We start from the raw sequence: 24,123 nt of genomic DNA, 5'->3' as shown, positions 1-24,123 counted from the left end.
GGCTCCATCTTCCTGTCTCGACCAATCTAGCCAGACAAAATGCAGCTGTGACGCTGGAAAATCCTGATCTCTTGTATAAGGTCAGCTTATGCGAAGCTTGCGCCACCTGCTGCCGTCGGCGGGCAGCCTGATCGTTTTCGAGGCCGCCGGGCGGCTGTCGAGCTTTACCGCCGCCGGACGGGAGCTCGGCATGACGCAGGCTGCCGTGTCCTATGCGATCCGCGGGCTCGAAGAACAGCTCGGCGCCAAACTCTTCCAGCGCCGCCACCGGCAAGTCAGCCTTACCGAGGCCGGCGACCGCTTCCATGCCGACGTCTCGCTCGGCCTGTCGCACATTCGCAAGTCGGCGGAGGATCTGCGCCAGATCGCCGTCGGCGCGCATGTGACGCTCGCCGCCTCGACCGCCTTCGCCTCATTCTGGATGATGCCGCGCCTGCAGCAGTTTCGCGACGAATTGCCGGGCATCGACCTGCGCATCCAGACCGCCGACCGCGATCTCGACATCATCGCCGAGGACATCCCGCTCGGCGTCCGCGGCGGCGAGCCCAGGGAATGGCCGGATTATCATTCCCTGCCGCTGGCCGATGAAGTGATATTCCCCGTCGCCGGCGCGAGTTATGTGGCCCGGTTCGGGCTGCCGGAGCGTGTCGCGGACCTTCAATCGCACCGCCTCATCCATCTCGAAGAGCCGTTTCGCGAGGCCGCGAGCTGGGACGAGTGGTTCGCCTCGGCCGGTGTCGACATCGCCGATGCCGGACGTGGCTTGCGCATCAACGACTATGCGCTGGTGATCCAGGCAGTCATGGAAGGGCAAGGCATCGCGCTCGGCTGGGGTCACCTCGCCGAGCGGCTGCTGGCATCAGGGCTGCTGGTGCGCGTCACCGGCCACACGATGACGACCGGCAAGGGCTTTCATGTCATCTGGTCGAGGAACCGCGAGCTCAGCGACAACGCCCGCAAGGTACGGGACTGGCTGGCGGCGCAAGCATGAGGCTATCCCATCAATGCCCCGGTCAAACCGTCACGACAATCTTGCCGAATTGTTCGTTCGCTTCGAGATAACGATGCGCCTCGACGATCTGGTCGAACGGAAAGGTTCTGGCGATTGCCGGCTTCAGCGAACCCGAGCTTAGTCCGTCAAGGATGAACGCCTTGGCGGCCTGCAGCCGGACCGGATCGCGCACGATCTCATGCATGAGATAACCGCGCAGCGTCAGTGTCTTCGCCAGCACTGCAGGTAGCGGAAAGGGTGTCGGGTCGAGGCTCAAGCCGCCATATTCGATGAGAATGCCACCCGCTGCCATCACTGCCGTCAGAGGCTCGAAAATCGGACCGCCGACGGCGTCGAACACCACGCGCACGCCGTCCGGGCCGGCGATTTGCTTCAGCCTGGCCTCCAGATCTTCTTCCGCCGAAGCGATGACGTGGGCCGCGCCGAATGCAACCAAAGCCCGCTTCTTGGCAGACGTCCGTGTGACCGCGATCGGGGTCGCGCCAACCAGGTTGGCGATCTGGATCGCCGCAAGTCCGACACTGCTCGAGGCCGCAGTGATAACAACAAAGTCGTCCCGGCCAAGTTGGGCAATGTCGATCAGCGCACCATAGGCCGTGAGATATTGCATCCACGCGGCGGCGGCCTCTTCCCAGCTCAGCGCCGGCGGGTGCTTGACGACGAGCTCGGCGGGGTATGTGGCAATCTCACCATAGGCAGGCCAGCGGACCATCGACAATGGCGGCACGATGCTGACGGCATCGCCCGGCGCAAAACCGCTCACGCCTTGGCCGACCACCTCGACGATCCCCGCCGCCTCAAGCCCAAGACCCGAAGGTAAGGGCGCGGTCTGGATGTATCTGCCTGAACGGAGCAGCGCCTCGGCCCGGTTGAGACCCAACGCCTTGACACGGATCTGGACCTCGCCTCGCCCGGGCGCAGGCATGTCGACATTCTCGATGCGCAGAACCTCGGGACCACCAAGCTCATGAAAACGAACGACACGCGCCATCGGTCACAACTCCAAAATATTTGAACTGAATCAGCTATGCCAGTGGCGATCAGGCGGATAAATAGCCGCTTGAGTAGATCAGCAGAAACTGTAGGTTTTGAATATGGATCGCCTTACGAGCATGGCCGTGTTCGTCAAAGCCGTCGACCTTGGCTCGTTCGCGGCCGCGGCGGCCGCTCTCGATCTGTCCGGGCCGATGGTCGGCAAACATGTCCGGTTTCTCGAGGAGCGCCTGAGCGTGCGCCTCATCAACCGGACCACACGCCGCCAAAGCCTGACGGATTTCGGGCGCGCCTATTACGAACGCTGCCGGCTGGTGCTTGCCGAAGCGGAGGCCGCGGATGCACTCGCCGCCGACCAGCTTGCCGAACCGCGCGGAAAGCTGCGCGTGCTCATGCCGGTGCATTTCGGCCGGCGCTGCGTTGCCCCGATCCTGTTCGGGCTTGCGCAGCAATATCCGGCGCTGGAACTTGATCTGTCGTTCAGCGACACCCTCGCCGACCTCGCCGAGGACGGCTGCGATCTTGCCATTAGAACGGGCGACCTGGAGGACCAGGCCGAGGCAATGGCGCGTCGCATCGCGCGCCAGCACATGGTCGTCTGCGCGTCGCCGTCCTATCTCGACCGGCACGGCCAGCCGCAGGAAATAGATGACCTGGGCCGCCATCACGCGATCATCTACCGCCGTTCCGGGCGCGCCGTTCAGCCGTGGCTGTTTCCGCGCAACGGCCAGCCCGCGATGGAGATCCGGCCCGTCAGCAGATTGCGGCTCGACGATCTCGATGCCATTGCCGATGCCGCGGCCGCTGGCATGGGGCTCGCCTGGCTGCCGTACTGGCTGGTTCGCCGGCGCATCCAGGCAGGCGCGCTTGTCCTGCTATTGCCGGAACAATCCCGGTTTCTCTACGACGTTCATGCCCTTTGGTTGCAGACGCCTCATCTGCCGATGAAAGTCCGCCTTGCCGTCGATGCACTGGCGGCAGCGCTGCCCAAGCTCCTGAGTTGAAGGCACGCTCGCGGTCAGCTGCGCGGATTTCCTCGAGAACGACCCGACGATTGAACAATAATCTATATGGTAAGATTTCGAATATACAGGAGGTAAACCAGAACAACTGTTAGCGATATTGAAATAATCGTCCAAATAGTGAACAAAATTACTCTTGCAATACGACTCTTTCGACGCTGTATCCATCGAGCGAACTTTACCATTAAGTAATCTAGGATGACGTCCAAATGTCGCCTCCAACGGCCATTCGCTTCAGATTTTGGCCTTCGCCCGACTAAATCCACTAAGTCAATTGGGGGCCAAGCCCATTCACTTCAACAATTTTCCTATCTCTACATCGTGGCGGGACAGCACCCCCCTCTGGCCTGCCGGCCATCTCCCCCGCAAGGGGGGAGATTGGCGGTTCATGCGTCCCGCCAACCTTTGAGACATTGGAGACTGGCGGAGGCCGAGGCGACATCCGATCTCCCCCCTTGCGGGGGAGATGGCCGGCAGGCCAGAGGGGGGTGGGACGGAGCGCAACGGAGCAGTCTCCCTGCCTTGCAACAATCAACGCTATTCTCCCCCTCCCGCATCGGCCACGAATCCGCCTATAGTGCTGCCATGCCCATCCGCCAGCTTTCCGAAACGATGATCAACCAGATCGCCGCCGGCGAAGTCATCGAGCGTCCGGCAAGCGTGGTCAAGGAACTGGTCGAGAACGCGCTCGATGCCGGCGCTACCAGAGTCGAGATCGTCACCGCCGGCGGCGGGCTGAACCTGATCCGCGTCAGCGATGACGGCTCGGGCATTCCGGAAAAGGAACTGGCGCTGGCGATCGCGCGCCATTGCACCTCCAAGCTCGCCGACGACATTCACGACATCCGCTCGCTCGGCTTTCGCGGCGAGGCCTTGCCTTCGATCGGCTCGGTGGCGCGGCTGTCGATCCGCTCGCGCACCGTGTCCAGTGACAACGCCGCCGAGATCGGCATCGACGGCGGTCGCGTCTCCGCCGTCAGGCCGGCCGCCGCCAATCGCGGCACCACGGTCGAGGTGCGCGACCTGTTCTTCGCCACGCCGGCGCGGCTCAAATTCATGAAGGGCGAGCGCGCCGAAAGCTCGGCCATCGGCGACGTGGTCAAGCGCATCGCCATCGCCTTCCCCGCCGTGCGCTTCACTCTGGCCGGCCCGGACCGCTCGACGCTGGAACTGCCGGCGACCGACGACAGCCCGGAAGGCCGGCTGCGCCGGGTGGCACAGGTGATGGGCGCCGACTTTCCGGACAATGCGATCGCCATCGACGCGATGCGGGACGGCGTGCACCTCGCCGGCCATGTCTCGGTCCCCTCCTTCACCCGCGCCAACGCGCTACAGCAATACGCCTATGTCAACGGCCGCCCGGTGCGTGACAAATTGATCGCCGGCGCCATTCGCGGCGCCTTCGCCGACGTGCTGCCGCGCGACCGCCATGCCGTCACCGTGCTATTCCTGACGCTCGATCCGGCGATCGTCGACGTCAACGTCCACCCGGCCAAGGCAGACGTGCGCTTCCGCGACCCGGGGCTGGTGCGCGGGCTGATCGTCGGCGCCATCCGTGAAGCACTGGCCCATGCCGGCATCCGCGCCGCCACCACGGGGGCCGCCGGCATGATGGCGGCGTTCCGGCCAGGCGCGGCATCCTATGCGCATGGCGGGCCGGCCAACGGTCACCGCAGTTACGAGGCCGCCTATCGGGCCTCAGGCTTTGCCGGGTTCGATCCGGCCCGTTCGCCGCAGCGGCCGCTCGCTATGGGCGGCGGCTTGGGCGAGGACGAGCAGGCGGCGTTCGATGCCGGGCCGCTGCACAGTGCCGACGCGCGCGCCGGACAGGACCAGGCGGCAGAGACGCTGCTCGGCACGGCATTGGGCGCGGCGCGCGCACAAGTGCATGAGAACTACATCGTCGCCCAGACTAGGGATTCGCTCGTCATCGTCGACCAGCATGCGGCGCATGAGCGGCTGGTCTATGAGGCCTTGAAAAATGCGCTGCACTCACGCGCGGTGCCGTCACAGATGTTGCTGCTGCCCGAAATCGTCGATCTGTCGGAGGAAGATGCCGAGCGGCTCGCCATGCACTCCGAGACGCTGGCCCGCTTCGGCCTCGGCATCGAGCGCTTCGGCCCCGGTGCCGTCGCGGTGCGCGAGACGCCGTCGATGCTTGGTGAGACCAACGTCCAGCAGCTGGTGCGCGACCTCGCCGACGAGATCGCCGACAACGATACGGTCGACACGCTGAAGGAGCGGCTGGACAAAATAGCCGCGACCATGGCCTGCCACGGCTCGGTGCGTTCCGGCCGTCTGCTCAAGCCCGAAGAGATGAACGCGCTGCTGCGCCAGATGGAGGCGACGCCCGGCTCCGGCACCTGCAACCACGGCCGCCCCACCTACATCGAGCTCAAGCTGTCGGATATCGAGAGGCTGTTCGGCAGGCGGTAAGCCTTACCCTGCGCAATGCCAAGCGGGCACCCGCTCAGTTCACCAATTTATGATACTTTTTGGTTTTAGGAGAGAAAGCATAGTCCATGCTATAGCCGGCGCCGCCGCCGCGAAAGCTTACAGAAATAATCTCGACGGTTTTTTCCGTGTGTTTTTGAACGTTCATATAGATTGGTGTCATCAGCATACCCGCGTCGCAATCTTCGTCATCGAAAACGATCTCTTGAACGACTTTCTTGCTGCGCTTGCTGATGACTAGCAACTTTTCCATGCAAATGCCGGCGTCGGTTTTCGCGTAGATTCCCGCAAATCTATCGGTGGCGGTCTGCGCCCAGAACGGGATCTCAACGGTTCCATCAATCTTCCCGTCGCCGGTATCGTCCAGGCTCGCAACTTTCTTGAGCGTAACGGGATGTTTGTCCGCACCCTTGCTCCATGCCCCCGTTGCACCGCTTTCACCAATGTCCAGAGAAAATGGGCATCCAGTAGTGTCGACGGGCGTTTTCGATCCCATGACCAGGACCCGGTCGAATTCCTTGTCGTCCGCAACCTCGCAAAGGGACACGCTGGTGCCGTTGATCTTGCCGTACACGGCTATCGGGCTTTGCTTCGCGTCGTAGAAATAGCTCCCCTCGACCGTAATCCCGCTGCCGAAACTGTCATTCCTCTGCAGCGACAGATGGACTGGGTTAGGCCCAATGAAACCTTCGTAATTTTCGACCTGATACCAACCCGCGGCGGCTTTTTGGCTGAGCAGCAGCAAGAAAAACACTGCGGAGATAAACTGCATTCCCATGTCGACCCTTACTGCGCTTCGCCAACGCGATCAACATAGACACCCGCCTGGCTCGTGTCTGCATCGCAATGGCCGTCAGTAGCCGGTTTGAGTCGGCAAAAGGCCTCAACCATCTGATTCATCTCTTCAAATTCACCACGATGACGCCACCAAGCGCCAGCGCGCCGCCGATGATGCCGAGCACTGTCGGCACTTCGCCCAGCCAGAAGAAGCCGATCAGCGTCGCGACCGGCGAGACCAGGTAGAGGAAATTGGAAGCGCGCGCGGCGGGCAGCCGGGAAAGTGCTGTTGCCCACGCGGCATAGGCGATGAGGCTGGGCACGATGCCAAGAAAGATGACCGCGCCGAGCCCGGCGGTGTCGGCGACCGCCGCCTGCGCCAGACCGCTCGGCAGGAAGGGCGACAGGCAGAGCGCGCCAAGCACCATGTTCGAGGCAGAGATCGTCAGCGGGTGGTGGCGGCCAAACAGCGGCTTCTGGACGATGGTGTTGACGGCCGAGCACAATGCCGAGCCGAGGACAAGCAGCGCACCACTGTTGAAATGGAGCCCTTGCCCCTCGCCCATGGCGATGATGCCGATACCGGCGAAGGACAGGAATGTGCCGGCCCAGGCCAGGCCCGAGAAGCGTTCGCCGAGCAGCGCCATGGCCATGATGGCGGTGAAGATCGGACTGACATTGATGATGAAGCCGGCGGCACCGGCCGAAACGGTCAGTTCACCGAAATTGAGCATCACCGTGTACAGCGCGACGAAGACGGCGCCACCGAAGACAAAGCGCCAGAGTTCATCGAGCCTGGGCAGTGCCGGCCGCTTGACAGCGAGAAAGATCGCCGCCGGAACCGCGGCGATGGCAAAGCGCAGCGCGCCAAGTTCCAGCGGCCCGAAAGCGGCAAGGCCGGCGCGGATCGCCGGAAAGGCCGAGGCCCAGCCGACCACCGTCAGCGCCACCGCGATGGCAGCCGCGGCATCCATGCGCTGTGTCGTATTCAACGTGCCGGTGTAAGCGCTCATCTGGGTGTCCTCGCGATCCAATGCCATGAAGTAGAGAAACGCTATTGCGGGTCGGTTGACAAACGAACAAATCGAGGATCACCTGTGACTATGGATCACAGCTTAGACCCGATGCTGCCGCTCGAAACGCTGCGCGCCTTCGACGCCGCGGCTCGGACCGGCAGCTTTTCGGCTGCGGCCGAGAAGCTCAATATCACCCATGGCGCCGTCAGCCGGCAGATCGCCAAGCTCGAGGGTTGGCTCGGGCTGAAAGTCTTCGACCGCGGCGCGCGCGGCGTCTCGCTGACCGTCGAAGGCAACCGCCTGCATCTGCGCACCACCGAAGCCTTCGCCCTGATCGCCAGCAATTCGGATCGCTGGGTTGAGCCGCGCGGCACGGCGGTGGTGCGGCTGACCTCGATCCCCTCGGTCAGCGGGCTGTGGCTGATGCCGCGCATGGCGGCGCTGGAGAATCACCCGTCCAAGCTGCGGATCATGCTCGACGTCGACATCCGCCAGGGCGATCTTGCCGACGAAGGCATCGACCTGTCGATCCGCTGCGGGCGCGGCCGCATTCCGGGCCGGATCTCGGTGCAGCTTTTCGAAGAATATGTGTTCCCGGTCGCCTCGCCGGAATTGGCCAGGGAGATCGGCCGCGGAGATCCTGCCCGGCTGCTCGAATTTCCGGTGATCAACGATTCCGACGCTTCGGCCTGGCGCGCCTGGTTTGCGGCGCAGGAGATGGACTATCGGCCGCGGCCGCACGACCGCCGTTTCGAGGACTACAACCTCGTGCTCGACGCCGCCGCGCACGGGCTCGGCATTGCGCTGGCACGTCCGCCGTTGACGGTGGACCAATTGAAGTCGGGCCGCATCGTCGCCGTCGACGAACGCAGCGTTCTCAGCCCGATATCCTACTGGCTCGACCGGCCGCTGGGGCGGCCGCGCGCAGCCGCCGCCGAGCTCGCCCGGCGCATCGCCGTCCAGGCAGGGCTGCCAGCGGAGAAGATCGAGCAGTTTATCACGGCCGAGGAAGGAGATGCCTAAGACGCGTCGCGTTCGACCGGCATCATGCGACGTGCTTCAGGTTCTTGTGTTTATGCATGTCGCGCAAAACCGCCGCACACTTTGCGCGACATGCATTGGCATTCGCTTTGCCGGCTTGTTTGAGCAAGTGTCACCAGAAACAGAACCAGGCAAGGCCAACCAAGCTTGACCTCGCCGCAATTTGTGGCGATGACATCGTCATGAATTTCGGCACCACCCCATGATGAACCGTTTCGAAGGTCCCGGCGGCAAGGAAGCCCGCATCCGCTATCTCGATGGCGACTTCCAGGTGACCAGCCCCGGCGCCTTCGTGCGCTGCGCGGTGACCGGCGAGAGCATCCCGCTCGACGAGCTCAAATACTGGAGTGTCGCCAGGCAGGAACCCTATGTGAATGCCGCCGCCTCGCTGCGCCGCGAGATCGAAGCGCATCCGGAACTGCGCCGCCGACGCTAGTCTAGCGCAGATGGGGAGTCGCCCCGTTGCGATCCTGCGCCCTCTGCCCCCCGGGTCAGGCCGGCAACACCGAAACTTTAGAGCCTATCTTGAAATAAAAAACCCGCCTCAGGCTCGAAGGCGGGTCACCGGCGAATCATCACCATACCGAAATCAGTAGCATAGCTGCCGGCACAAAGCAAGAACAAAATACGCTCGACCGGCGGAAAGCTGCAAATTCCAGTCCTACACCGCCTCGGTGCTCAAGCTGCTGATCGACCCCTCAGCCTGCGCTGCCGCCAGGCATCCAGCGTCTCGTCGATAATGCGCTGCGGCACGTGGTCAAGCTCGAACACAGTGTCGATCTTCAGCACATCGAGCCCGTCGAGGAATTCTGGCGGTGCTGCGCCGTGACGCAGGCGGGCAGCGTCCTTGGCGGTGGTAATGAGGCCAAGCCCGGCTTTACGTGCTGTCGCCGCCAATTCGGCAAGCTCGTCCGCACTGTAGAAATGATGGTCTGGAAATGGTCGGGTCAGCGCAAGCTCGCCCCCGGCCTCGCTTACGGTGTCGAAAAACCTGTCGGGATGACCGATGCCGGCGAACGCCAGGAACCGCCTGCCGGCCAGCGTCACCTTGCTGCTCGGCACGGTATGCGCCTCGAAGATCGGCCTGCCGGCGCGCGCTGCCTGGCGCACAACCGTATCGGCCGCTGTGCCCTCGCCCATTTTCAGCAAGGCGCTGGTGAAGACCAATTGGTCGACGATGTTTGCCCGCAGCGGCCCACCGGGGATGACGCGGCCATTGCCGATGCCATGGCGCGCGTCGACGACGACGAGCGCATAGTCGATGTGGATGCGCGCGCTCTGAAAACCGTCATCCATGATCAGGAAATCGCAGCCGAGCTTCTCCAGCAGAAGCCTGGCGCCGGCGGCCCGATTCGGCGTCACCGCGACCGGCGCGTGTTCGGCCAGAAGCAGCGGCTCGTCGCCGACATGCTTGGCGGCGTCGTGGTGCGGATCGACGATATGCGGCTGCGCGAAGGAGCCGCCATGGCCGCGTGACAGGAAACCCGGATTGAGCTGCATGCGCCGGGCCTGCTCGGCCAATGCGATGGCCACCGGCGTCTTGCCGGTGCCGCCGACGGTGAAGTTGCCGACGCAGAGCACCGGCGCCTCGACCTTTTCGCGCGGTGCATGCCGCATGCGGCGACCGGCGACAAGCGCATAGATGGCGGAGAGCGGCGACAGCGCCGTGACCCGCCAGTCGGGCTCTTCCCACCAGAAGGGCGGCGCTTCCGAGGTCACGTCAGCGCCCGTTCGCGCCCTTCAGGCGCGACTTGACGACCAGCGGCTGGATATAGGGCTCGAGCGACCTGAGCGTATGTGCCAGCGCACCGCGCATCTCGTCGACGGTCGCCGCGCCCGCCGCCATCATCTCATGGCGGGCCGCCTCGTTGGTCAAAAGGAAATTGACGGCGCCGGCCAGCATATCGCGGTCGCGCACCAGCTTAGCGCCGCCGCTATCGAGCAGGCGCTGATAGGCCTCGCGAAAATTCTGGACATTGCGGCCGGCAAGCACCGCCGTCTCCAGCATGGCCGGTTCCAGCGGGTTCTGACCGCCCTCGGAAGTCAGCGAACGGCCGACAAAGGCGATTTCCGTCAGTCTCAGATAAAGCCCCATTTCGCCGATCGTGTCGCCGAGCAGTATATCGGTGTCGGCAGTGATCCTGTCGCCCTTGCTGCGCTGCGCCAGCTTCAGGCCCATGCCGGAAATCTGGGCGGCCAGCTGCCCGGCGCGATCGGGATGGCGCGGCACGATGATCGTCAAAAGCCCGTGGTGGCGCTTGTGCAGCATCGCATGAACTTCGGCGGCGACCGCCTCTTCGCCATCATGGGTCGAGATCGCCGCCCAGGTCGGGCGACCGCCGATCTGGCGTTTCAGCGCCGCCAGTGCTCGCTCGTCGGCCGGCGGCGGCGCGGTGTCGACCTTGAGATTGCCGGACACGGTGACCGGCCGGGCGCCGAGCGAAAGGAAGCGCTCGCCATCGAGATCCGATTGGGCAACGACATGGGCGAGATTTTCGAACAATGCTTCGGCAATGTTGGCGCGCTTCTTCCAGGATTTGAAAGAGCGGTCGGACAGCCTGCCGTTGACCAGAACCTGCGGCACGCGGCGGGCGCCGAGTTCCAGGATGGTCATCGGCCAGATCTCCGATTCGGCGATGATCGCCAGGTCCGGCTGCCAATGGTCGAGGAAGCGGCTGACCGCCGGCTTGAGGTCGAGCGGCACATATTGGTGGATGATGCGGTCGCCCAGCCGTTCTTCGGCGACCTGCGCCGAGGTGACGGTGCCTGTGGTCAGCACGATGTTGACGCCGTAATCGAGAATGCTCTCGACCAGCGGCACGACGGCGATGGTCTCGCCGACGCTGGCTGCATGGATCCAGATCACCGGGCCTTCGGGGCGCTCGCGTCCGGCGACGCCGTAGCGTTCACGCCGGCGAATGCGGTCCTCCTTGCCTCTGGATGTGCGCCAGGCGACGTAAGGTCCGACCAGCGGGTAAGCGGCGGCGCCGGCGAAACGGTATGCCGTCAGGAAGGCGCGCGCCCAGCGCATACTCATTTCGAACCGTCCACAAGGCGATAGGCCTCGGCAGTCGCGGCATTGAGCGAGGCCGTGACCTCCTGGCGCTTGCGTTCCATTTCCGCGGCGTCGGCGTTGGCCGGCACGAAGACAGGCGTGCCGACGACGATCGAGGAGCGGCCGAAGGGCAAGTTGATCGTCGTCTTGTCCCAGCTGCCCTCGATCACCTTGCGGCGGCTGGTGGCTATCGCGGCAGGCAGGATCGGCCGGCCGGACAGCCGCGCCAGGAGGACGACACCGAGCCCCGCATCGCGCGGCGTGCCGTGGGGAATATCAGCAATCATGGCGACATTCTTACCGGTGGCGAGCGACTTTTTGAGGGCGATGAGCGCCTTGGCCCCGCCCTTGTCGAGATGCCTTGCGCTTTCACGCCCGCCAGAGCCGCGCACCGCCTCGATGCCGAATTTCTCGACCATCAGCGCGTTGAGCTCGGCATCGGCGCTGCGCGACACCATGGCAACCAGCGGCCGTCCCTTGGGATAATAGGCCGGGGTCAGCAAATGCTGGCCGTGCCAAAGCGCGATGATGCCAGGCTCGAGCTGCGCATAGGCGCCGCCGGAAAACTTGGCCGATCCGTCGACCATGCGGTTGGTCAAGCGGACAAGGCGGACGAAATACGCAAACAGCGCGGCAAGCGCATTCTTGACGAATCGCGACTGCGCCAGCGGTTCGCGGATCTTGCGCCAGAACGTCTTCGGCTTGCGACGTCTGACCGCCGACCGCGGGGCTGAACGCTTGACCGCTTCATGGTTCATCGATGTCAACCGACAGCCTTGTTTTCGGGGTCGAGCAGGCGGTGCAGGTGAACGACGAAATAGCGCATATGGGCATTGTCGACACTAGCTTGCGCCTTGGCCTTCCAGACGGCGTGCGCCGATTGATAGTCCGGATAAATGCCGACGATGTCGAGCGCGTCGAGATCGCGGAATTCGGTGCCGCCCAGCTTCTTGAGTTCGCCGCCGAACACCAGGTGCAAAAGCTGTTTCTTTCCGTCTTCAGCGGCCATGTCGATCCTTCACATATCGTGAGTTTGGGACAGGTCTAGACCAAAGCCGCCGACTTTGGAACTATTGATAATGTTCAATTGTCCAGCCCGGCGATGACGCCGGCGAGCACGGCGAGGAGTTCGCCGCTGCCGGCGGCGAGCGGTCCGTGACGGATCACTTCGCCGGCATAGAGCGGCGCGCGGCCGTGCCGATCGAGCACGGCGCCGCCTGCCTCGCGCAGGATGAGATCGGCCGCGGCGATGTCCCAGTCATGCGCGTTGGCCTTGACGAAGGTGGCATCGAGCTGGCCGCCGGCGATCATGGCCAGCCGGTAGGCGAGCGACGGAATATAGGGCACCCGCTTCAGCCGTTTGTGCCATTTCGCCGGCAGCAGGTCGATCATCGGCTTCGGTCCGGCGATTTCGGCCGTTTCCGCCGGCGGACGCACGCTGATGCGCTTGCCATTCAGGAACGCGCCCTCGCCGGGCAGCGCCCAATAGATCTCGCCCTTCGCCGGGCAGTCGAGCACGCCGGCAAGCGTGCGGCCGTTCTCGACCACCGCGACGCTGACGCACCATGTGGGCAAGCCCTCGAGGAAGCCGCGCGTGCCGTCGATCGGATCGACGACGAAGGTGCGGCGCGCGATAAGCCTTACCGGGTCGTCGACGGTTTCCTCGGACAGCCAGCCATAGTCCGGCCGGGCCGCCAGCAAGGTTTCGCGCAGATATTTGTCGGCGGCGTGATCGGCTTCGCTGACCGGCGAGGTGCCGCCCTTCATCCACACCTGCGGATTGTTGTTGAAGTACTGCATGACGATGAGCCCTGCCTCGCGGGCAGCGTCGAGCAGCAGCTGCAGGTCTTCAGTAGCGCCGGCCGAGACGGCCGGATCAAGCTCCGGCAAGGGTCATTCCTTCGATCAAAAGCGTGGGCGCGGCAGTGCCGAAATTGCGGTCGAGATCGCTCGCCGGAACCATGTTGAGGAACATGGTTTTCAAATTGGAGGCGATGGTCACCTCGGCGACGGGATAGGCCAGCTCGCCGTTATCGATCCAGAAGCCGGAAGCGCCGCGGCTATATTCGCCCGTCACCATGTCGACGCCCTGGCCGAACACTTCGGTGACGTAGAAGCCGGTCTTGAGCGACTTGATCAGCTCTTCCGGCGTCCGTTCGCCAGGCTCGATTGCAAGATTGGTCGATGACGGGGAGACCGACGAGCCGTTGCGCGAGCCGCGCCCATTGGTGACGAGGCCGAGTTCCCGCGCTGCGGAAGTCGACAGGAACCAGTGGTTGAGCACGCCCTTGTCGACCATGAACAGTTTTTCGCCCTCGACGCCTTCGCCGTCGAACGGGCGCGAGGCCTGGCCGCGGCGCCGGAGCGGCTCGTCGGTGACGGTAATTGCGGCCGAAGCCACCTTCTTGCCCATCATGTCGCGCAGAAAGCTGGTCTTGCGTGCCACCGCGGCGCCATTGATGGCACCAGCGAGATGGCCGGCAATGCCGCGCGCCACGCGCGGATCGAACACCACGTCGACCGGCCCGGTCGCAGCCTTGCGCGCGCCAATACGGCGTACGGCGCGCTCGCCGGCCTTGCGGCCGATGTCTTCCGGCGCGTCGAGATCGGAAAAATGCTGGCGCGAGGAGAATTCGTAATCGCGCTCCATGCCGGTGCCCTCGCCGGCGATCACGCTGGTCGAGCGCGAAAAGCGCGACGCGACATAATGGCCGACAAACCCATGCGAAGTGGCGAGCACGAGGCCGCCCAGCCCGGCACTGGCGCTACTGCCGGCCGAATTGGTGACGCCCTTGACGGCAAGCGCCGCCGCCTCGGCGGCAAGGGCTGCTTCCTTCAACTGGTCCGCCGATACCTGAGTGGCGTCGAAGAGATCGAGGTCGCGCGGCGTCTTGACCAGCAAGGCCGGATCGGCGAGACCCTGATAGGGATCTTCGGGCGACACTTTGGCCATGGCGACGGCACGCTCGGCCAGCATATTGGGGTCGGATGCCGCCGTTGCCGAAACGCTCGCTACCCGCTTGCCGACGAAGACACGCAGCGAGACGTCTTCGCTCTCGGACGCCTCTGTGCCTTCGACCTTGCCGAGCCGCACCGACACGCCGGTCGAACGGCCGCGCACCGCAACCGCATCGGCGGCATCGGCGCCGGCCCGTTTGGCAGCCTCGACCAGGGCTGCGACGCGATCGGTCAGTTTCGCTGCGTCGAGCGTATCGGTCATGCGCATGATCCTGTTATTTCCGGCCGGCTGAAGGGCAGCCGTCGATGCACCATCTATTGTCCCGGCGCGGCTTCTGCAATGGGAGAAGCGGACAATCAGGGGGCATCCAGCCCAGGTCGGCGCGACTCCTGATCGCAACCCGACGGCGAAATGTTCGATCGATCAGGCGCGGAAGCGATCAGCCGAAAACGCCGCGAGACGCGCTGGATCGCCGGGACCAATGATCAGCTCGGCGACCAGGCGCGCGGTGATCGGCGCGAGTGTCAGGCCGAGATGACCATGACCGAAGGCATGGATCACTCTGGAGCTGCCGCGCGACGGACCGATGACGGGCCGGGAATCGGTGACATTCATCGAGTCCGGGAAGTACAGACCGCTGGCCCCGGTCGCGGGCAGGCCGGGCTCCAGCGCGCCACCGCTTCCGGCATCAGAACCTCTTGATGGACGCCAAACCCGGCGCGCAGCGCCCTGCCCCCAGCGGCCTTGGCGAAATCGCTCTCGCGACGATACAAGTAGAGACAGCCGTTGGAGCGCGGCAAGTCTGCCAGGTCAGCGTCCGCCACCACCTCCTCCCAGGCCGTCAGGGCCTCGGCCAGCAGACCGGCGAGCGCCAGCGCATTGGCGCGGGTGGCCGCCGGAAGCGATTGGCGCACGAATTGGAGGCATTGAAAGAGTGCCGCCGGAGCAGGCGATCTTCCTGCAGGTGTTCATGCCCACATTCTTCGTCGCCGCGGCGGAGACGCTGGCCACGCTGATACTGGGCTTCCCCCTCGCCTGCCTCATCGCCTCCGTGCCCAAGGGCCTCGCATGGTGATCCTGTTTCTCCTCCTGATCCTCGTTCCGGTTCCCTTGTCGTTCAACAGCGGCGCCTTCTTCATCTTTCCGCTGGAGGGGATTTCGACGCGCTGGTACGCGGTCGTGCTCGGCACCCAACGCTGGCAATCAGCGATCGGGAACAGCCTGATCGTTGCGTTCGGGACGACGCTGATCGCGACGACACTCGGCACGTTTGCAGCGATTGCGCTTTCCGACGAAAAGTTTCCCGGCCGCCGCATCGTCATGCCGCTGCTGCTGTCGCCGCTGATCGTGCCGGTGGTGATCACCGCCGTTGGCTCATAGCGTGTGCGGCAGTCAGCCTGTAGAGTTGGGATCGGCTGGATCCACCCACGGGCGGCCCAATCGTGTCACCATCGCCGCGTACCCGACAGCACCTGCCGCCCAAAGAAAGATGCCAAGCTCTTTGACGGCGTCTTCGGCGATGTCGACCGCCGAATCCGGGGTTGGAAACAGCTCTCCCAGCTGGTCGATGGCTGCTGACATCGCGAGTAGGAAGCCTGCGGCCACAAATACGATCGTGCCCTCGAATGTCTTCCGTCGCAGCCGAAAGAACCAGAACAACCCGGCGACGGCATAGGCAATCATGGGAACAATCTCTGGTATCGCAACAACGGGCAGCACGTCCTCATGGATCAACAACAGGTCATCGAGGCCCAAGACCAGGGTAAGGCCGCCGAGAAACGTGCAATCCCATCGGCGCGTGAGCCGACCAGCAAACAGGGTCGCAGCGCCGGTGCCGATCCATAGTGAGGCACCTAAAGACGAAATCCACCCCGTGTAGAAGCCGACGTCGGCGGCTGCAGATGGATCTCGATAGAAGATCGTAGCGTCCAGACCTAGAATTTGCGCGACGAACAGCGCGGCCAAGAGCATCACAACGTTAATCGCTGCGGCCGCAAGTATGACCAAGCGCCAGGACATTGTCCATTCGCCGCCATGCTTTGCGTCCAGCGCGTTCTTGTCTGGCATTGTGCCCAGGCCCATTCTAAGTACGCTGGCCGCTAGCTCCGCTGCGCCGCGAACTCCGCCAGCACTATGCCGGCCCACCATGATCGCGGCAACACACGGAACGGTTGCAGCGCTTCGCCCATGACCAGTCGTCCTGGTGCAGTTCCTGGCCAGTGCCAACGGCCGCGCGAAAAGCTCTCCCGGCAATCACCGCCGCCGGCACGCTGGTGATGGGTCTGTCGATGTTCGTCGTCGCTAATCTTCTGGCCGACGGAGCCAGCGGCGGCCTGGCCTGACATGTAATTGGTCCAAATCTGACGCCTCGGTCAGCCCAACCTCTCGTCAGGGACCAGCCACCGGCGTCCAGATCACGTCGTCGACCCTGAGCGCGCCGGTGGCGAGCATTACCAGCCGGTCGAAGCCGAGCGCCGCGCCGCTCGCCTGCGGCATGATGGCGAGCGCGGCGAGGAAATCCTCGTCGATCGGGTAGCGTTCGCCATAGACGCGCTGCTTCTCGTCCATCTCGGCGGCAAAGCGCCGGCGCTGCTCGGCCGGATCGGTCAATTCGCCAAAGGCGTTGGCGAGCTCGACGCCGCAGCAATAGAGCTCGAAGCGCTCGGCGGTGCGTGGATCGTCGGCGCTCGGCCGGGCCAATGCCGCCTCCGAGATCGGGTAGCCGTAGAGGATTGTGGCACACCCCTGCCCCAGCGCCGGTTCGATTTTTTCGACCATCACCCGGCTGAACAGGTCGGCCCAATTGTCGTCGGGCGCGGTCCGCAATTCGGCCTGGACCAGGGCGGCATGCAAACCCTCGCGGTCGGTGCTGCCGTCGGCTGCTACCGTCGCCAGCAGATCGATGCCGGCATGGCGCATGAAGGCCTCGGCGACGCTCAACCGTTCCGGCTCGGCAAACGGGTCGGCCTCGCGGCCGCGGAAGCTAAGACGCTTTGCGCCCGCCCGTTCGGCCGCCAGCGCGACGAGCTCGGCGCAATCGCGCATCAGGCTCTCATAGGTCTCGCCGACGCGGTACCATTCGAGCATGGTGAACTCAGGATGGTGCAAGGGGCCGCGCTCGCGGTTGCGCCACACAGCCCCGAAGCTGAAGATGCGCTCTTCGCCGGCAGCAAGCAGCTTCTTGCAGGCGAATTCTGGCGAAGTATGGAGATAGAGCGGCTGGCGCTGCCCGTCCGGCCCGATCGCCTCGGTGGCAAAGGCCGACAGGTGCGCTTCATTGCCGGGCGAGACCTGCAGGGCCGATGTCTCCACCTCGACGAAGTCGCGGCGGGCGAACCAGTCGCGCATGCCGGCGGCAATGGCGTTGCGCAGAATCAGCCGCGGCCGGCGGTCGGCGTGGACATGCGGCGTCCACCACGGCGAAGCGGCGGTCATCGGCTTCAGGGGAATTGCAGAGAGGGCTGGCGATTGCGGCCAAGATGCGCTAGGCCGCACGCAACGGCCTCTCCAGCCGATTTGCGCCAACAAATTTTATCAGGATGGAAACCCGTGAAGGTCATCGCCAGCTCCTTACGTAAAGGCAACGTCGTCGAAAAGGACGGCAAGCTTTATGTGATCCTCTTTGCCGAAAACATTCATCCTGGCAAGGGTACGCCGGTCACCCAGCTCGACATGCGGCGCATCTCCGACGGGGTAAAGGTTTCCGAGCGTTATCGCACCACAGAGCAGGTCGAGCGCGCCTATGTCGAGGAGCGCGAGCACACGTTCCTCTATCGCGACGGCGAAGGCTTTCACTTCATGAACCCGGAGACCTATGATCAGGTCGCGGTGCCGGAAAGCGTGGTCGGCGACATGGCGCCTTATCTGGTGGAAGGGATGCCGGTACAGATCTCGCAATACAACAACATCGCCATCTCGCTGGTGCTGCCGCAGCGCGCCACTTTCGAGGTGGTCGAGACCGAGCCGGTGACCAAGGGCCAAACGGCATCCTCATCCTACAAGCCGGCAACGCTGTCCAACGGCGTGCGCACCCTGGTGCCACCACACATCAGCGCCGGCACCCGCGTGGTGGTGATGACGGCCGATGGCGCCTATGTCGAGCGCGCGAAGGATTGAGGCGTGAAGCTCGCCGAAAGCGTCGCGGCGGCCGGTCATCGTCTACCGCTTTGTGCCAGGGGCTTTCGAGTATTGGGACGCTGCACGCAGACCGAAGCGTCAACGCCCCAGCCAGTTCTTTCCTATTGCACGACGCCAGCGGGCAATCTGTGAGCCTCGAGCAATGCCGACCGTCCCTTTCGCCAGGTGCCAGGTGGAATGCCGACGAACTTTTTGAAGGCGCGATTGAAGGCGGCTTCCGACTCGTAGCCGACCTCGGCACCCGCCTGCGCGATGCTCATTCCGGGCCGTTCGAGCAGACGTCCCGCCAGTTGCAGACGCCAGCGAGCAAGATAGTGCATCGGCGAAACCCCGACATAGTGGGTAAAGCGGCTCGCAAACGCCGTGCGTGAGAGCCCCACTTCGCGGGCGAGCCGGTCCAATGTCCATTCCTCCCTGGGGCGAGCGTGAATAAGCCGGAGCGCCTCGCCGACATGTGGATCCCGTAGGCCTGACAGCCAGCCGCGCGAATCGTCGGGGAGGGTCTCGAGATGGCGGCGGATGATCTCGACAAACATCAGCTCGCTCAGCTTGGCAAGGATCGTTTCACAGCCCGCCCGCCCACTGCCACCTTCTGCCAGCGCCAGCCGAAAAAGGTCGATAACCCAGCTGCTTCCATCGGCGGGCTTGCGGGCACACAGGATGGCCGGCAATGCGGCGAGGAGAGGATTGAAGGGACGCGCATCGCACCCAAGATACCCGCAAATGAACCGGGTCCGCTCGTCTCCCCCGCCCCCATGGATGACCGCGAACGGCAGGCTCTCGTCTATCGGCCGATAATACATCGCCATATTGGGTTCGCCCCGCGCCCCGGGTGAGGAGCTCAAGACGTTCGGAACACCACCGGGGAAGACAACGACATCACCGGCGTTCACCAGCACCGGGGGCACCGAATCGTCTGCCAGCGCGGCCCAGCACGACCCCGACATCACGGCATGAAAAGAGATGATGTGCTCTGCCTCCGGCATGACAGCGGCGGCAATGTCGGCAGTGCCCGGCGACTCGCCAACCCAGGGAGAACTGGCGTCGACGTCGAAATAGATCGCACCGGTGAGGCGAACAGCCCGGAGCACATCGGAAAGGACATCCATGCACTACACCTCCGGAAACGATCGGCTACCCCCTTTGACAACGAGTTTTTCCGCCAGGCATCTCGAACTATCCGGCAATATGGCCGCCCGAGCAACCATCCATCCGGTCTAATCCTACTCTGAACGATCGGGCAACGGAAATGGACGATGTGACATTTGCGGGAACAGCGGACGGGATTAGCGTTTCATCGGCCGGCCGACAGGTCCAATAACAGGGAGGAATGTCATGAACGATGAAGACATCACCAAATTCGCAGCAAGCCTGCGGGGCGAAGTCATCCGCGCCGGCGACGCCGGCTATGATGAGGCCCGCAAGCTCTACAACGGCATGATCGACAAGCGGCCGCTGATCATCGCCCGCTGTGTCGACGTCGCCGACGTGATCACAGCGGTGAATTTCGGCCGCGACAACAATTTGCTGGTTGCGGTACGTGGCGGCGGCCATAACGGACCAGGATTGGGGAGTTGCGACGACGGTCTGGTGATCGACCTGTCGGCGATGAACGGTGTGCGCGTCGATCCGGATGCCCGTACGGCGCGGGTAGGCCCGGGCTGCACTCAGGGCGACGTCGACCATGCCACCCATGCCTTTGGCCTAGCCGTACCGGCGGGCATCATCTCGACCACCGGGGTCGCCGGACTGACGCTGAGCGGCGGCCACGGCTATCTGACGCGCAAATATGGCCTGACCATCGACAATCTGGTCGAAGCCGATGTCGTGCTTGCCGATGGAAGCTTCGTCACCGCAAGCAAGGAGCGGAACCCCAACCTGTTCTGGGCGCTTCGCGGCGGCGGCGGCAATTTTGGCATCGTCACCAGCTTTGTGTTCAAGCTCCACCAGGTCAGCATGGTCTTTGCGGGGCCGATCGCATGGGATCAGCGCCACGCCCGCACCATCATGCAGCATTATCGCGAGTTCCTGCCGAATGCGCCCGAAGAACTTGGGATCTTTCTTGGGCTCAAGACCGTCCTCTCGAGCGCACCCTTCCCGGAAGAGTTTTGGGGAAAGCGGATGTGTCTGCTGATGTGCTGCTACAACGGCCCGGAGGAAAAAGGCAGAGAGGCGCTGGCCCCGCTGCTCGATGCGCTGCCCGCGCCCTGGTTCAACTGGATGGGAACGATGCCCTATCCCGCGGTGCAGAGCATGTTCGATGGGCTCTACCCGAAGGGGATGCAGTGGTACTGGCGGGGCGATTTCGTCAAGACGCTGTCCGACGAGGCGATCGAGGCCCATCTCGAGCAGGCGGCGAAGACGCCGAGCGAGCTATCGCTCATGCACCTCTACCCTATCGATGGCGCGGTCCATCGCGTCGGCAAAGACGAGACACCCTGGAATTGCCGGAATGCGACCTGGTCGATGGTCATCGCCGGGATCGATCCGGACCCACAGAAAGCCGGGCCGGTGACCCGCTGGACCAAGGCCTACTGGGAGGCCGTGCATCCGTTCGATCTGGGTGGCGCCTACCTGAACTTCATGATGGATGACGAGGGCGAAGGAAGGCTCAAGGCGGCTTATGGCGACAATTATGAGCGCCTGGCTACGCTGAAGAAGAAATACGACCCAAACAACCTCTTCCGGGTGAACCAAAACATCCGGCCGGCTGCTTGACGGCGGCGGCGGCCGGCCAGATCAGCCTCCGCACTGAAGCGCGTCGCGCTGAAACGGGTTCAGTCGACGCGCTTAAGCCCGCTGGGTATTTCGTCGAATCCAGTCAAGCTGTTCGACACGATAGTTCGAATCCCGATACCGCGCCGGTGTACTGGGCCCTTGAGAATCCTTCAGCCTTCGGCAACATGGCGGCAAGGCTGAGAGCATGAGGATGAGCAAGGTCATTTCCGCCGCATCACGGCGTTCGCCACGCAAGACACCGATGGCGCTGACCGAGGCGCTGGTCGCCCGCACCTTGCGTGCGGTCGAGGATGCCGGGCCGACACCGGGCATGGTCTACATGACCGATGCCGATTACGCGCGCATTCGCGACGAGGTGTTGGCCGGCGCGCCGGCCGGGCCGTTGAAGCTGTTCGCCTATGGCTCGCTGCTGTGGAAGCCGGCCGGCGAGGTCAGGGGTGGCGAACGGGCCGTGGCGACGGGCTGGCACCGTTCGTTCTGTTTTACGGTGCAGCGCTTCAGGGGCACCGTCGAGCAGCCCGGCCTGATGATGGCGCTCGACCGCGGCGGCCAATGCCAGGGCATGGTGTTCGAGATCGCCGAGCCCGTGGCGGCCAATCTCGAAGCGCTGCTGCGCCGCGAGATGACCATCCTGCCCTCCGTCAACCTGCCGCGCTGGCTGCAGGTCAGGACAGCCGACGGCATGGGCCAAGCGCTTGGTTTCGTTGTCGATCGCGCCAATCCGCGCTATGCCGGCAAACTCGACAAGCGAGCGATAGCGGCGACCCTGGCCAACGCCGTCGGCCATTGGGGTTCGGGCGCCGAATATCTGTTCGAGACCATTCGCCATCTCGACGCCTGTGGCATCCGCGACCGCAATCTCTGGCAGCTGCAGGAACTTGTGGCCGAGGAGATCGGTCGGGCGCTGCCGCCGGGCTTCATTCGTCCCTGAGCCAGACCAGCATCTCGCCGGGGTCGCGGTTGTCCCAGGCGAAATACGGCACGGCGGTGAGCTTCGCGTCCTCCACCGCCGGCGGTTCGGTGCGGTAGAGCCCCTCTTCCCAGTTTTCGAAAGCCTCCTTTTTGGCGATCGCCGAAAGTGTCACGACGCCGCCCAGAAGGTTCGGCTGCTGATGCGCCTCGATGTCGGCCGTGCGCGGCAGGGCGATGCGGTGCAGCTGGCTGGAATTGTCGGTCTCCTCGACGCAATAGATCAGCGGGCCGCGCGCCAGTGCGACACGGCCGATATCCTGCCGCACCTGCGGGTTGGCGTATAGACGGTCGACCGCCATCTCGAGATCGAGCTCGACGCGGTCGCCTTTGCGCCATTCGCGGCGGACCGCGGCATAACCGTCGCTGGTGACAGTAGCCAGATCGACATCGGCGTCGTTCACCTTGAGCGTTGCCTTGCGGCACCAGCCCGGCAGGCGCAGATGCAAGGTGAACGCGGTCGGCGCTTCCGGTTCGACGGAGATCGAGACCGCACCGTCCCAGGGATAGTTGCTGGTCTGGGTCAGCTCTATTTGCCGGCCGGCGATATCGAAACGAGCCGTGCCGTTTCCATAGAGATGGACGGCGAGTGCGTCGTCCGACAGGCCATAGAAATAGCTGCCGATCGAGGCGACCATGCGCCCGACATTGGGCGGGCAGCACGGGCAGCGGTGCCATTTCCAGCGGTGGTGGGCGCCGCGGCTCTCCAGCGGATTTTCGTAGAAGAACAGCGAGCCGTCGAGCGACAGGCCCGAGATCGAGCCGTTGTAGAGCGCCCGCTCCATGATGTCGGCGTAGCGCGCATTGGGACCCATGCCGAGCATGCGGCTCGCCCAGAACACCAGGCCGACCGAAGCACAGGTCTCGGCATAGGCGGTGTCGTTGGGTAGGTCGTAGTCGGCGGTGAAACCCTCATTGTGCGAGGACGGCCCGAGGCCGCCGGTGACGTAGAGGTTCTTGGTCATGAGATCGTCCCACAGCCGGTCGAGCGCCACCCGCAGCGTGTCGTCGCCATATTCGGTGGCGATGTCGGCCATCCCCGAATAGAGATACATCGCCCGCACCGCATGGCCGACGACCTTGTCCTGCTCGCGTACCGGTTTATGCGACTGGTTGTATTCGTAGGTCTTGAAATGATACGCCTTCGGGTCGGCGCCGCGGGCCCGCGCCTCCTCGTCGAAATAATGCGGCTGCTGGCCGCGCTGGTCGATGAAGTATCTGGCAAGCTCCATATATTTGCGCTCGCCGGTCACCCGCGCCAGCTTGACCAGCGCCAGCTCGATCTCCTCATGGCCGCAATAGCCCTTCTTCTTGCCGGGCTCGGGACCGAACGTCTCGGCGATGTGGTCAACGTAGCGGCACATGATGTCGAGCAGCTTGCGTTTGCCGGTGGCCTGGTAATAGGCGACCGCGCCTTCGATCAGGTGGCCGGCGCAATAGAGCTCGTGGCAGTCGCGCAGATTGGTCCAGCGCAGGCCGGGCTGGATGCGCTGGTACCAGCTCGACAGATAGCCGTCGGGCTGCTGCAGCTTGCCGTACATATCGATGACGGCGTCGATCTTCTTCTCCAGCTCTTCGTTGCGGCGGCGGTAGAGCGAATAGGCGGCGGTCTCGATGGTCTTGCCCCAATCCGAATCCCAGAACATCTGCGTCGTCACCGTCGAGCCGGTGAACTCGTTGCCGGCGGTGGCGGCCTCGTCCGGCGAGGGTGAGTGGAACGGGATGACGACGCCCGGCGATGGCCGGTCCGGATCGATCTGCTCGAGCATGCGCGCCTCGACGCAGCGGTCGTAAAGGATGCCGGCGGTCTTCGAGGCGACGGCATCGACGCGGTCGCCCCAGAAGCCGCGCACGTCGACCTGCGGCACCGGCAGCGGGCGGAAGGCGAGTTTCGGCTTGGCGCCCTGACTGGCGGATTGCGATGCGGTCATCAATTCACTCCGGTTCGG

General features: G+C 64.1%; 26 protein-coding genes. 11 read left to right on the top strand and 15 right to left on the bottom strand.

Translation table 11 applies throughout. The features are described from left to right. Nucleotides 1-88 precede the first annotated feature (88 nt). Nucleotides 89-991: a LysR substrate-binding domain-containing protein gene (locus tag NKJ72_RS25630; protein WP_254817464.1), complete on the top strand. Its 903-nt coding sequence runs from the start codon at nucleotides 89-91 to the stop codon at nucleotides 989-991. A gap of 22 nt (nucleotides 992-1,013) precedes the next feature. Here the strand turns inward: NKJ72_RS25630 and NKJ72_RS25625 are convergent, their stop codons facing one another. Then, entirely contained in the window at nucleotides 1,014-2,003 is a 990-nt protein-coding gene (locus NKJ72_RS25625; protein WP_352479943.1) for a zinc-dependent alcohol dehydrogenase family protein, read from the bottom strand. A gap of 103 nt (nucleotides 2,004-2,106) precedes the next feature. Between NKJ72_RS25625 and NKJ72_RS25620 the strand changes: the two genes are divergently transcribed. Continuing rightward, nucleotides 2,107-3,009: a LysR family transcriptional regulator gene (locus NKJ72_RS25620; RefSeq protein ID WP_352479942.1), complete on the top strand. Its 903-nt coding sequence runs from the start codon at nucleotides 2,107-2,109 to the stop codon at nucleotides 3,007-3,009. Between the two features lie 603 nt (nucleotides 3,010-3,612). After that, nucleotides 3,613-5,463 carry a DNA mismatch repair endonuclease MutL gene (mutL, locus tag NKJ72_RS25615; RefSeq protein ID WP_352479969.1) on the top strand — a complete coding sequence of 617 codons (1,851 nt, stop codon included), beginning with the start codon at nucleotides 3,613-3,615 and terminating at the stop codon, nucleotides 5,461-5,463. Between the two features lie 34 nt (nucleotides 5,464-5,497). On the opposite strand, the gene NKJ72_RS25610 is transcribed toward mutL, so the two are convergent. Together NKJ72_RS25610 and NKJ72_RS25605 are read right to left on the bottom strand one after the other, a co-directional pair. Next, complete coding sequence (locus NKJ72_RS25610; RefSeq protein ID WP_352479941.1) at nucleotides 5,498-6,253, bottom strand: hypothetical protein; 756 nt, start codon at nucleotides 6,251-6,253, stop codon at nucleotides 5,498-5,500. Between the two features lie 124 nt (nucleotides 6,254-6,377). Further along, entirely contained in the window at nucleotides 6,378-7,271 is an 894-nt protein-coding gene (locus NKJ72_RS25605; protein WP_352479940.1) for a DMT family transporter, read from the bottom strand. 90 nt (nucleotides 7,272-7,361) lie between these two features. Between NKJ72_RS25605 and NKJ72_RS25600 the strand changes: the two genes are divergently transcribed. Continuing rightward, nucleotides 7,362-8,297, top strand: coding sequence for a LysR family transcriptional regulator (locus tag NKJ72_RS25600; protein ID WP_352479939.1), 936 nt, complete (start codon nucleotides 7,362-7,364; stop codon nucleotides 8,295-8,297). A 220-nt stretch (nucleotides 8,298-8,517) separates the two neighbouring features. Beyond that, on the top strand, nucleotides 8,518-8,751 hold the full coding sequence (locus NKJ72_RS25595; protein ID WP_031211156.1) for a DUF2093 domain-containing protein: 234 nt from the start codon (nucleotides 8,518-8,520) through the stop codon (nucleotides 8,749-8,751). Nucleotides 8,752-8,993: 242 nt separating this feature from the next. Here NKJ72_RS25595 and lpxK read toward each other — a convergent pair whose 3' ends face one another. The 8 genes from lpxK to NKJ72_RS25555 form a co-directional block, all read right to left on the bottom strand. After that, nucleotides 8,994-10,034: a tetraacyldisaccharide 4'-kinase gene (lpxK, locus tag NKJ72_RS25590; protein ID WP_352479938.1), complete on the bottom strand. Its 1,041-nt coding sequence runs from the start codon at nucleotides 10,032-10,034 to the stop codon at nucleotides 8,994-8,996. A gap of 1 nt (nucleotide 10,035) precedes the next feature. Continuing rightward, a complete protein-coding gene (waaA, locus tag NKJ72_RS25585; RefSeq protein ID WP_254817457.1) occupies nucleotides 10,036-11,352 on the bottom strand; it encodes a lipid IV(A) 3-deoxy-D-manno-octulosonic acid transferase in 1,317 nt (438 codons plus the stop codon). Further along, a complete protein-coding gene (locus NKJ72_RS25580) occupies nucleotides 11,349-12,128 on the bottom strand; it encodes a lysophospholipid acyltransferase family protein (RefSeq protein ID WP_023717166.1) in 780 nt (259 codons plus the stop codon). Before NKJ72_RS25580 ends, waaA begins: the two co-directional genes overlap by 4 nt. Before the next feature lie 5 nt (nucleotides 12,129-12,133). Beyond that, a complete protein-coding gene (locus NKJ72_RS25575) occupies nucleotides 12,134-12,379 on the bottom strand; it encodes a DUF4170 domain-containing protein (RefSeq protein ID WP_023674378.1) in 246 nt (81 codons plus the stop codon). Between the two features lie 74 nt (nucleotides 12,380-12,453). Then, a complete protein-coding gene (locus NKJ72_RS25570) occupies nucleotides 12,454-13,260 on the bottom strand; it encodes a 3'(2'),5'-bisphosphate nucleotidase CysQ (protein ID WP_352479937.1) in 807 nt (268 codons plus the stop codon). Further along, nucleotides 13,247-14,590, bottom strand: coding sequence for a TldD/PmbA family protein (locus tag NKJ72_RS25565; RefSeq protein ID WP_352479936.1), 1,344 nt, complete (start codon nucleotides 14,588-14,590; stop codon nucleotides 13,247-13,249). The genes NKJ72_RS25570 and NKJ72_RS25565 overlap by 14 nt, the downstream gene beginning before the upstream one ends. 162 nt (nucleotides 14,591-14,752) lie before the next feature. After that, nucleotides 14,753-14,944 carry an FAD-dependent oxidoreductase gene (locus NKJ72_RS25560; protein WP_352479935.1) on the bottom strand — a complete coding sequence of 64 codons (192 nt, stop codon included), beginning with the start codon at nucleotides 14,942-14,944 and terminating at the stop codon, nucleotides 14,753-14,755. Beyond that, entirely contained in the window at nucleotides 14,941-15,243 is a 303-nt protein-coding gene (locus NKJ72_RS25555) for a hypothetical protein (protein WP_352479934.1), read from the bottom strand. The genes NKJ72_RS25560 and NKJ72_RS25555 overlap by 4 nt, the downstream gene beginning before the upstream one ends. Before the next feature lie 20 nt (nucleotides 15,244-15,263). Between NKJ72_RS25555 and NKJ72_RS25550 the strand changes: the two genes are divergently transcribed. Next, nucleotides 15,264-15,404 carry a hypothetical protein gene (locus NKJ72_RS25550; RefSeq protein WP_352479933.1) on the top strand — a complete coding sequence of 47 codons (141 nt, stop codon included), beginning with the start codon at nucleotides 15,264-15,266 and terminating at the stop codon, nucleotides 15,402-15,404. Further along, nucleotides 15,398-15,709: an ABC transporter permease gene (locus tag NKJ72_RS25545; RefSeq protein ID WP_352479932.1), complete on the top strand. Its 312-nt coding sequence runs from the start codon at nucleotides 15,398-15,400 to the stop codon at nucleotides 15,707-15,709. Before NKJ72_RS25550 ends, NKJ72_RS25545 begins: the two co-directional genes overlap by 7 nt. A gap of 12 nt (nucleotides 15,710-15,721) precedes the next feature. Here the strand turns inward: NKJ72_RS25545 and NKJ72_RS25540 are convergent, their stop codons facing one another. After that, on the bottom strand, nucleotides 15,722-16,396 hold the full coding sequence (locus NKJ72_RS25540; protein WP_352479931.1) for a DUF8692 domain-containing protein: 675 nt from the start codon (nucleotides 16,394-16,396) through the stop codon (nucleotides 15,722-15,724). A 104-nt stretch (nucleotides 16,397-16,500) separates the two neighbouring features. Between NKJ72_RS25540 and NKJ72_RS25535 the strand changes: the two genes are divergently transcribed. Next, nucleotides 16,501-16,671 carry a hypothetical protein gene (locus NKJ72_RS25535; protein ID WP_352479930.1) on the top strand — a complete coding sequence of 57 codons (171 nt, stop codon included), beginning with the start codon at nucleotides 16,501-16,503 and terminating at the stop codon, nucleotides 16,669-16,671. A gap of 46 nt (nucleotides 16,672-16,717) precedes the next feature. Here the strand turns inward: NKJ72_RS25535 and epmA are convergent, their stop codons facing one another. Next, entirely contained in the window at nucleotides 16,718-17,764 is a 1,047-nt protein-coding gene (gene epmA, locus NKJ72_RS25530) for an EF-P lysine aminoacylase EpmA (protein WP_352479929.1), read from the bottom strand. 114 nt (nucleotides 17,765-17,878) lie between these two features. On the opposite strand from epmA, the gene efp reads away from it, so the two are divergent. Further along, entirely contained in the window at nucleotides 17,879-18,445 is a 567-nt protein-coding gene (gene efp, locus NKJ72_RS25525) for an elongation factor P (protein WP_023674374.1), read from the top strand. Nucleotides 18,446-18,567: 122 nt separating this feature from the next. On the opposite strand, the gene NKJ72_RS25520 is transcribed toward efp, so the two are convergent. Continuing rightward, nucleotides 18,568-19,575 carry an AraC family transcriptional regulator gene (locus NKJ72_RS25520; protein ID WP_352479928.1) on the bottom strand — a complete coding sequence of 336 codons (1,008 nt, stop codon included), beginning with the start codon at nucleotides 19,573-19,575 and terminating at the stop codon, nucleotides 18,568-18,570. 226 nt (nucleotides 19,576-19,801) lie between these two features. Here NKJ72_RS25520 and NKJ72_RS25515 point away from each other — a divergent pair, with 226 nt between their 5' ends. Continuing rightward, a complete protein-coding gene (locus tag NKJ72_RS25515; protein WP_352479927.1) occupies nucleotides 19,802-21,184 on the top strand; it encodes an FAD-binding oxidoreductase in 1,383 nt (460 codons plus the stop codon). A gap of 211 nt (nucleotides 21,185-21,395) precedes the next feature. Beyond that, entirely contained in the window at nucleotides 21,396-22,136 is a 741-nt protein-coding gene (locus NKJ72_RS25510; RefSeq protein ID WP_352479926.1) for a gamma-glutamylcyclotransferase, read from the top strand. On the opposite strand, the gene NKJ72_RS25505 is transcribed toward NKJ72_RS25510, so the two are convergent. Further along, nucleotides 22,123-24,105 carry a glycoside hydrolase family 127 protein gene (locus NKJ72_RS25505; protein WP_352479925.1) on the bottom strand — a complete coding sequence of 661 codons (1,983 nt, stop codon included), beginning with the start codon at nucleotides 24,103-24,105 and terminating at the stop codon, nucleotides 22,123-22,125. The genes NKJ72_RS25510 and NKJ72_RS25505 overlap by 14 nt on opposite strands. Between the last annotated feature and the right edge of the window lie 18 nt (nucleotides 24,106-24,123).

This window comes from Mesorhizobium sp. M0045, from assembly GCF_040323385.1.
GTDB lineage: Bacteria > Pseudomonadota > Alphaproteobacteria > Rhizobiales > Rhizobiaceae > Mesorhizobium.
The sequence above is the reverse complement of the archived record's forward strand: the minus strand, read 5'-3'. Positions and strand labels throughout refer to the sequence as shown.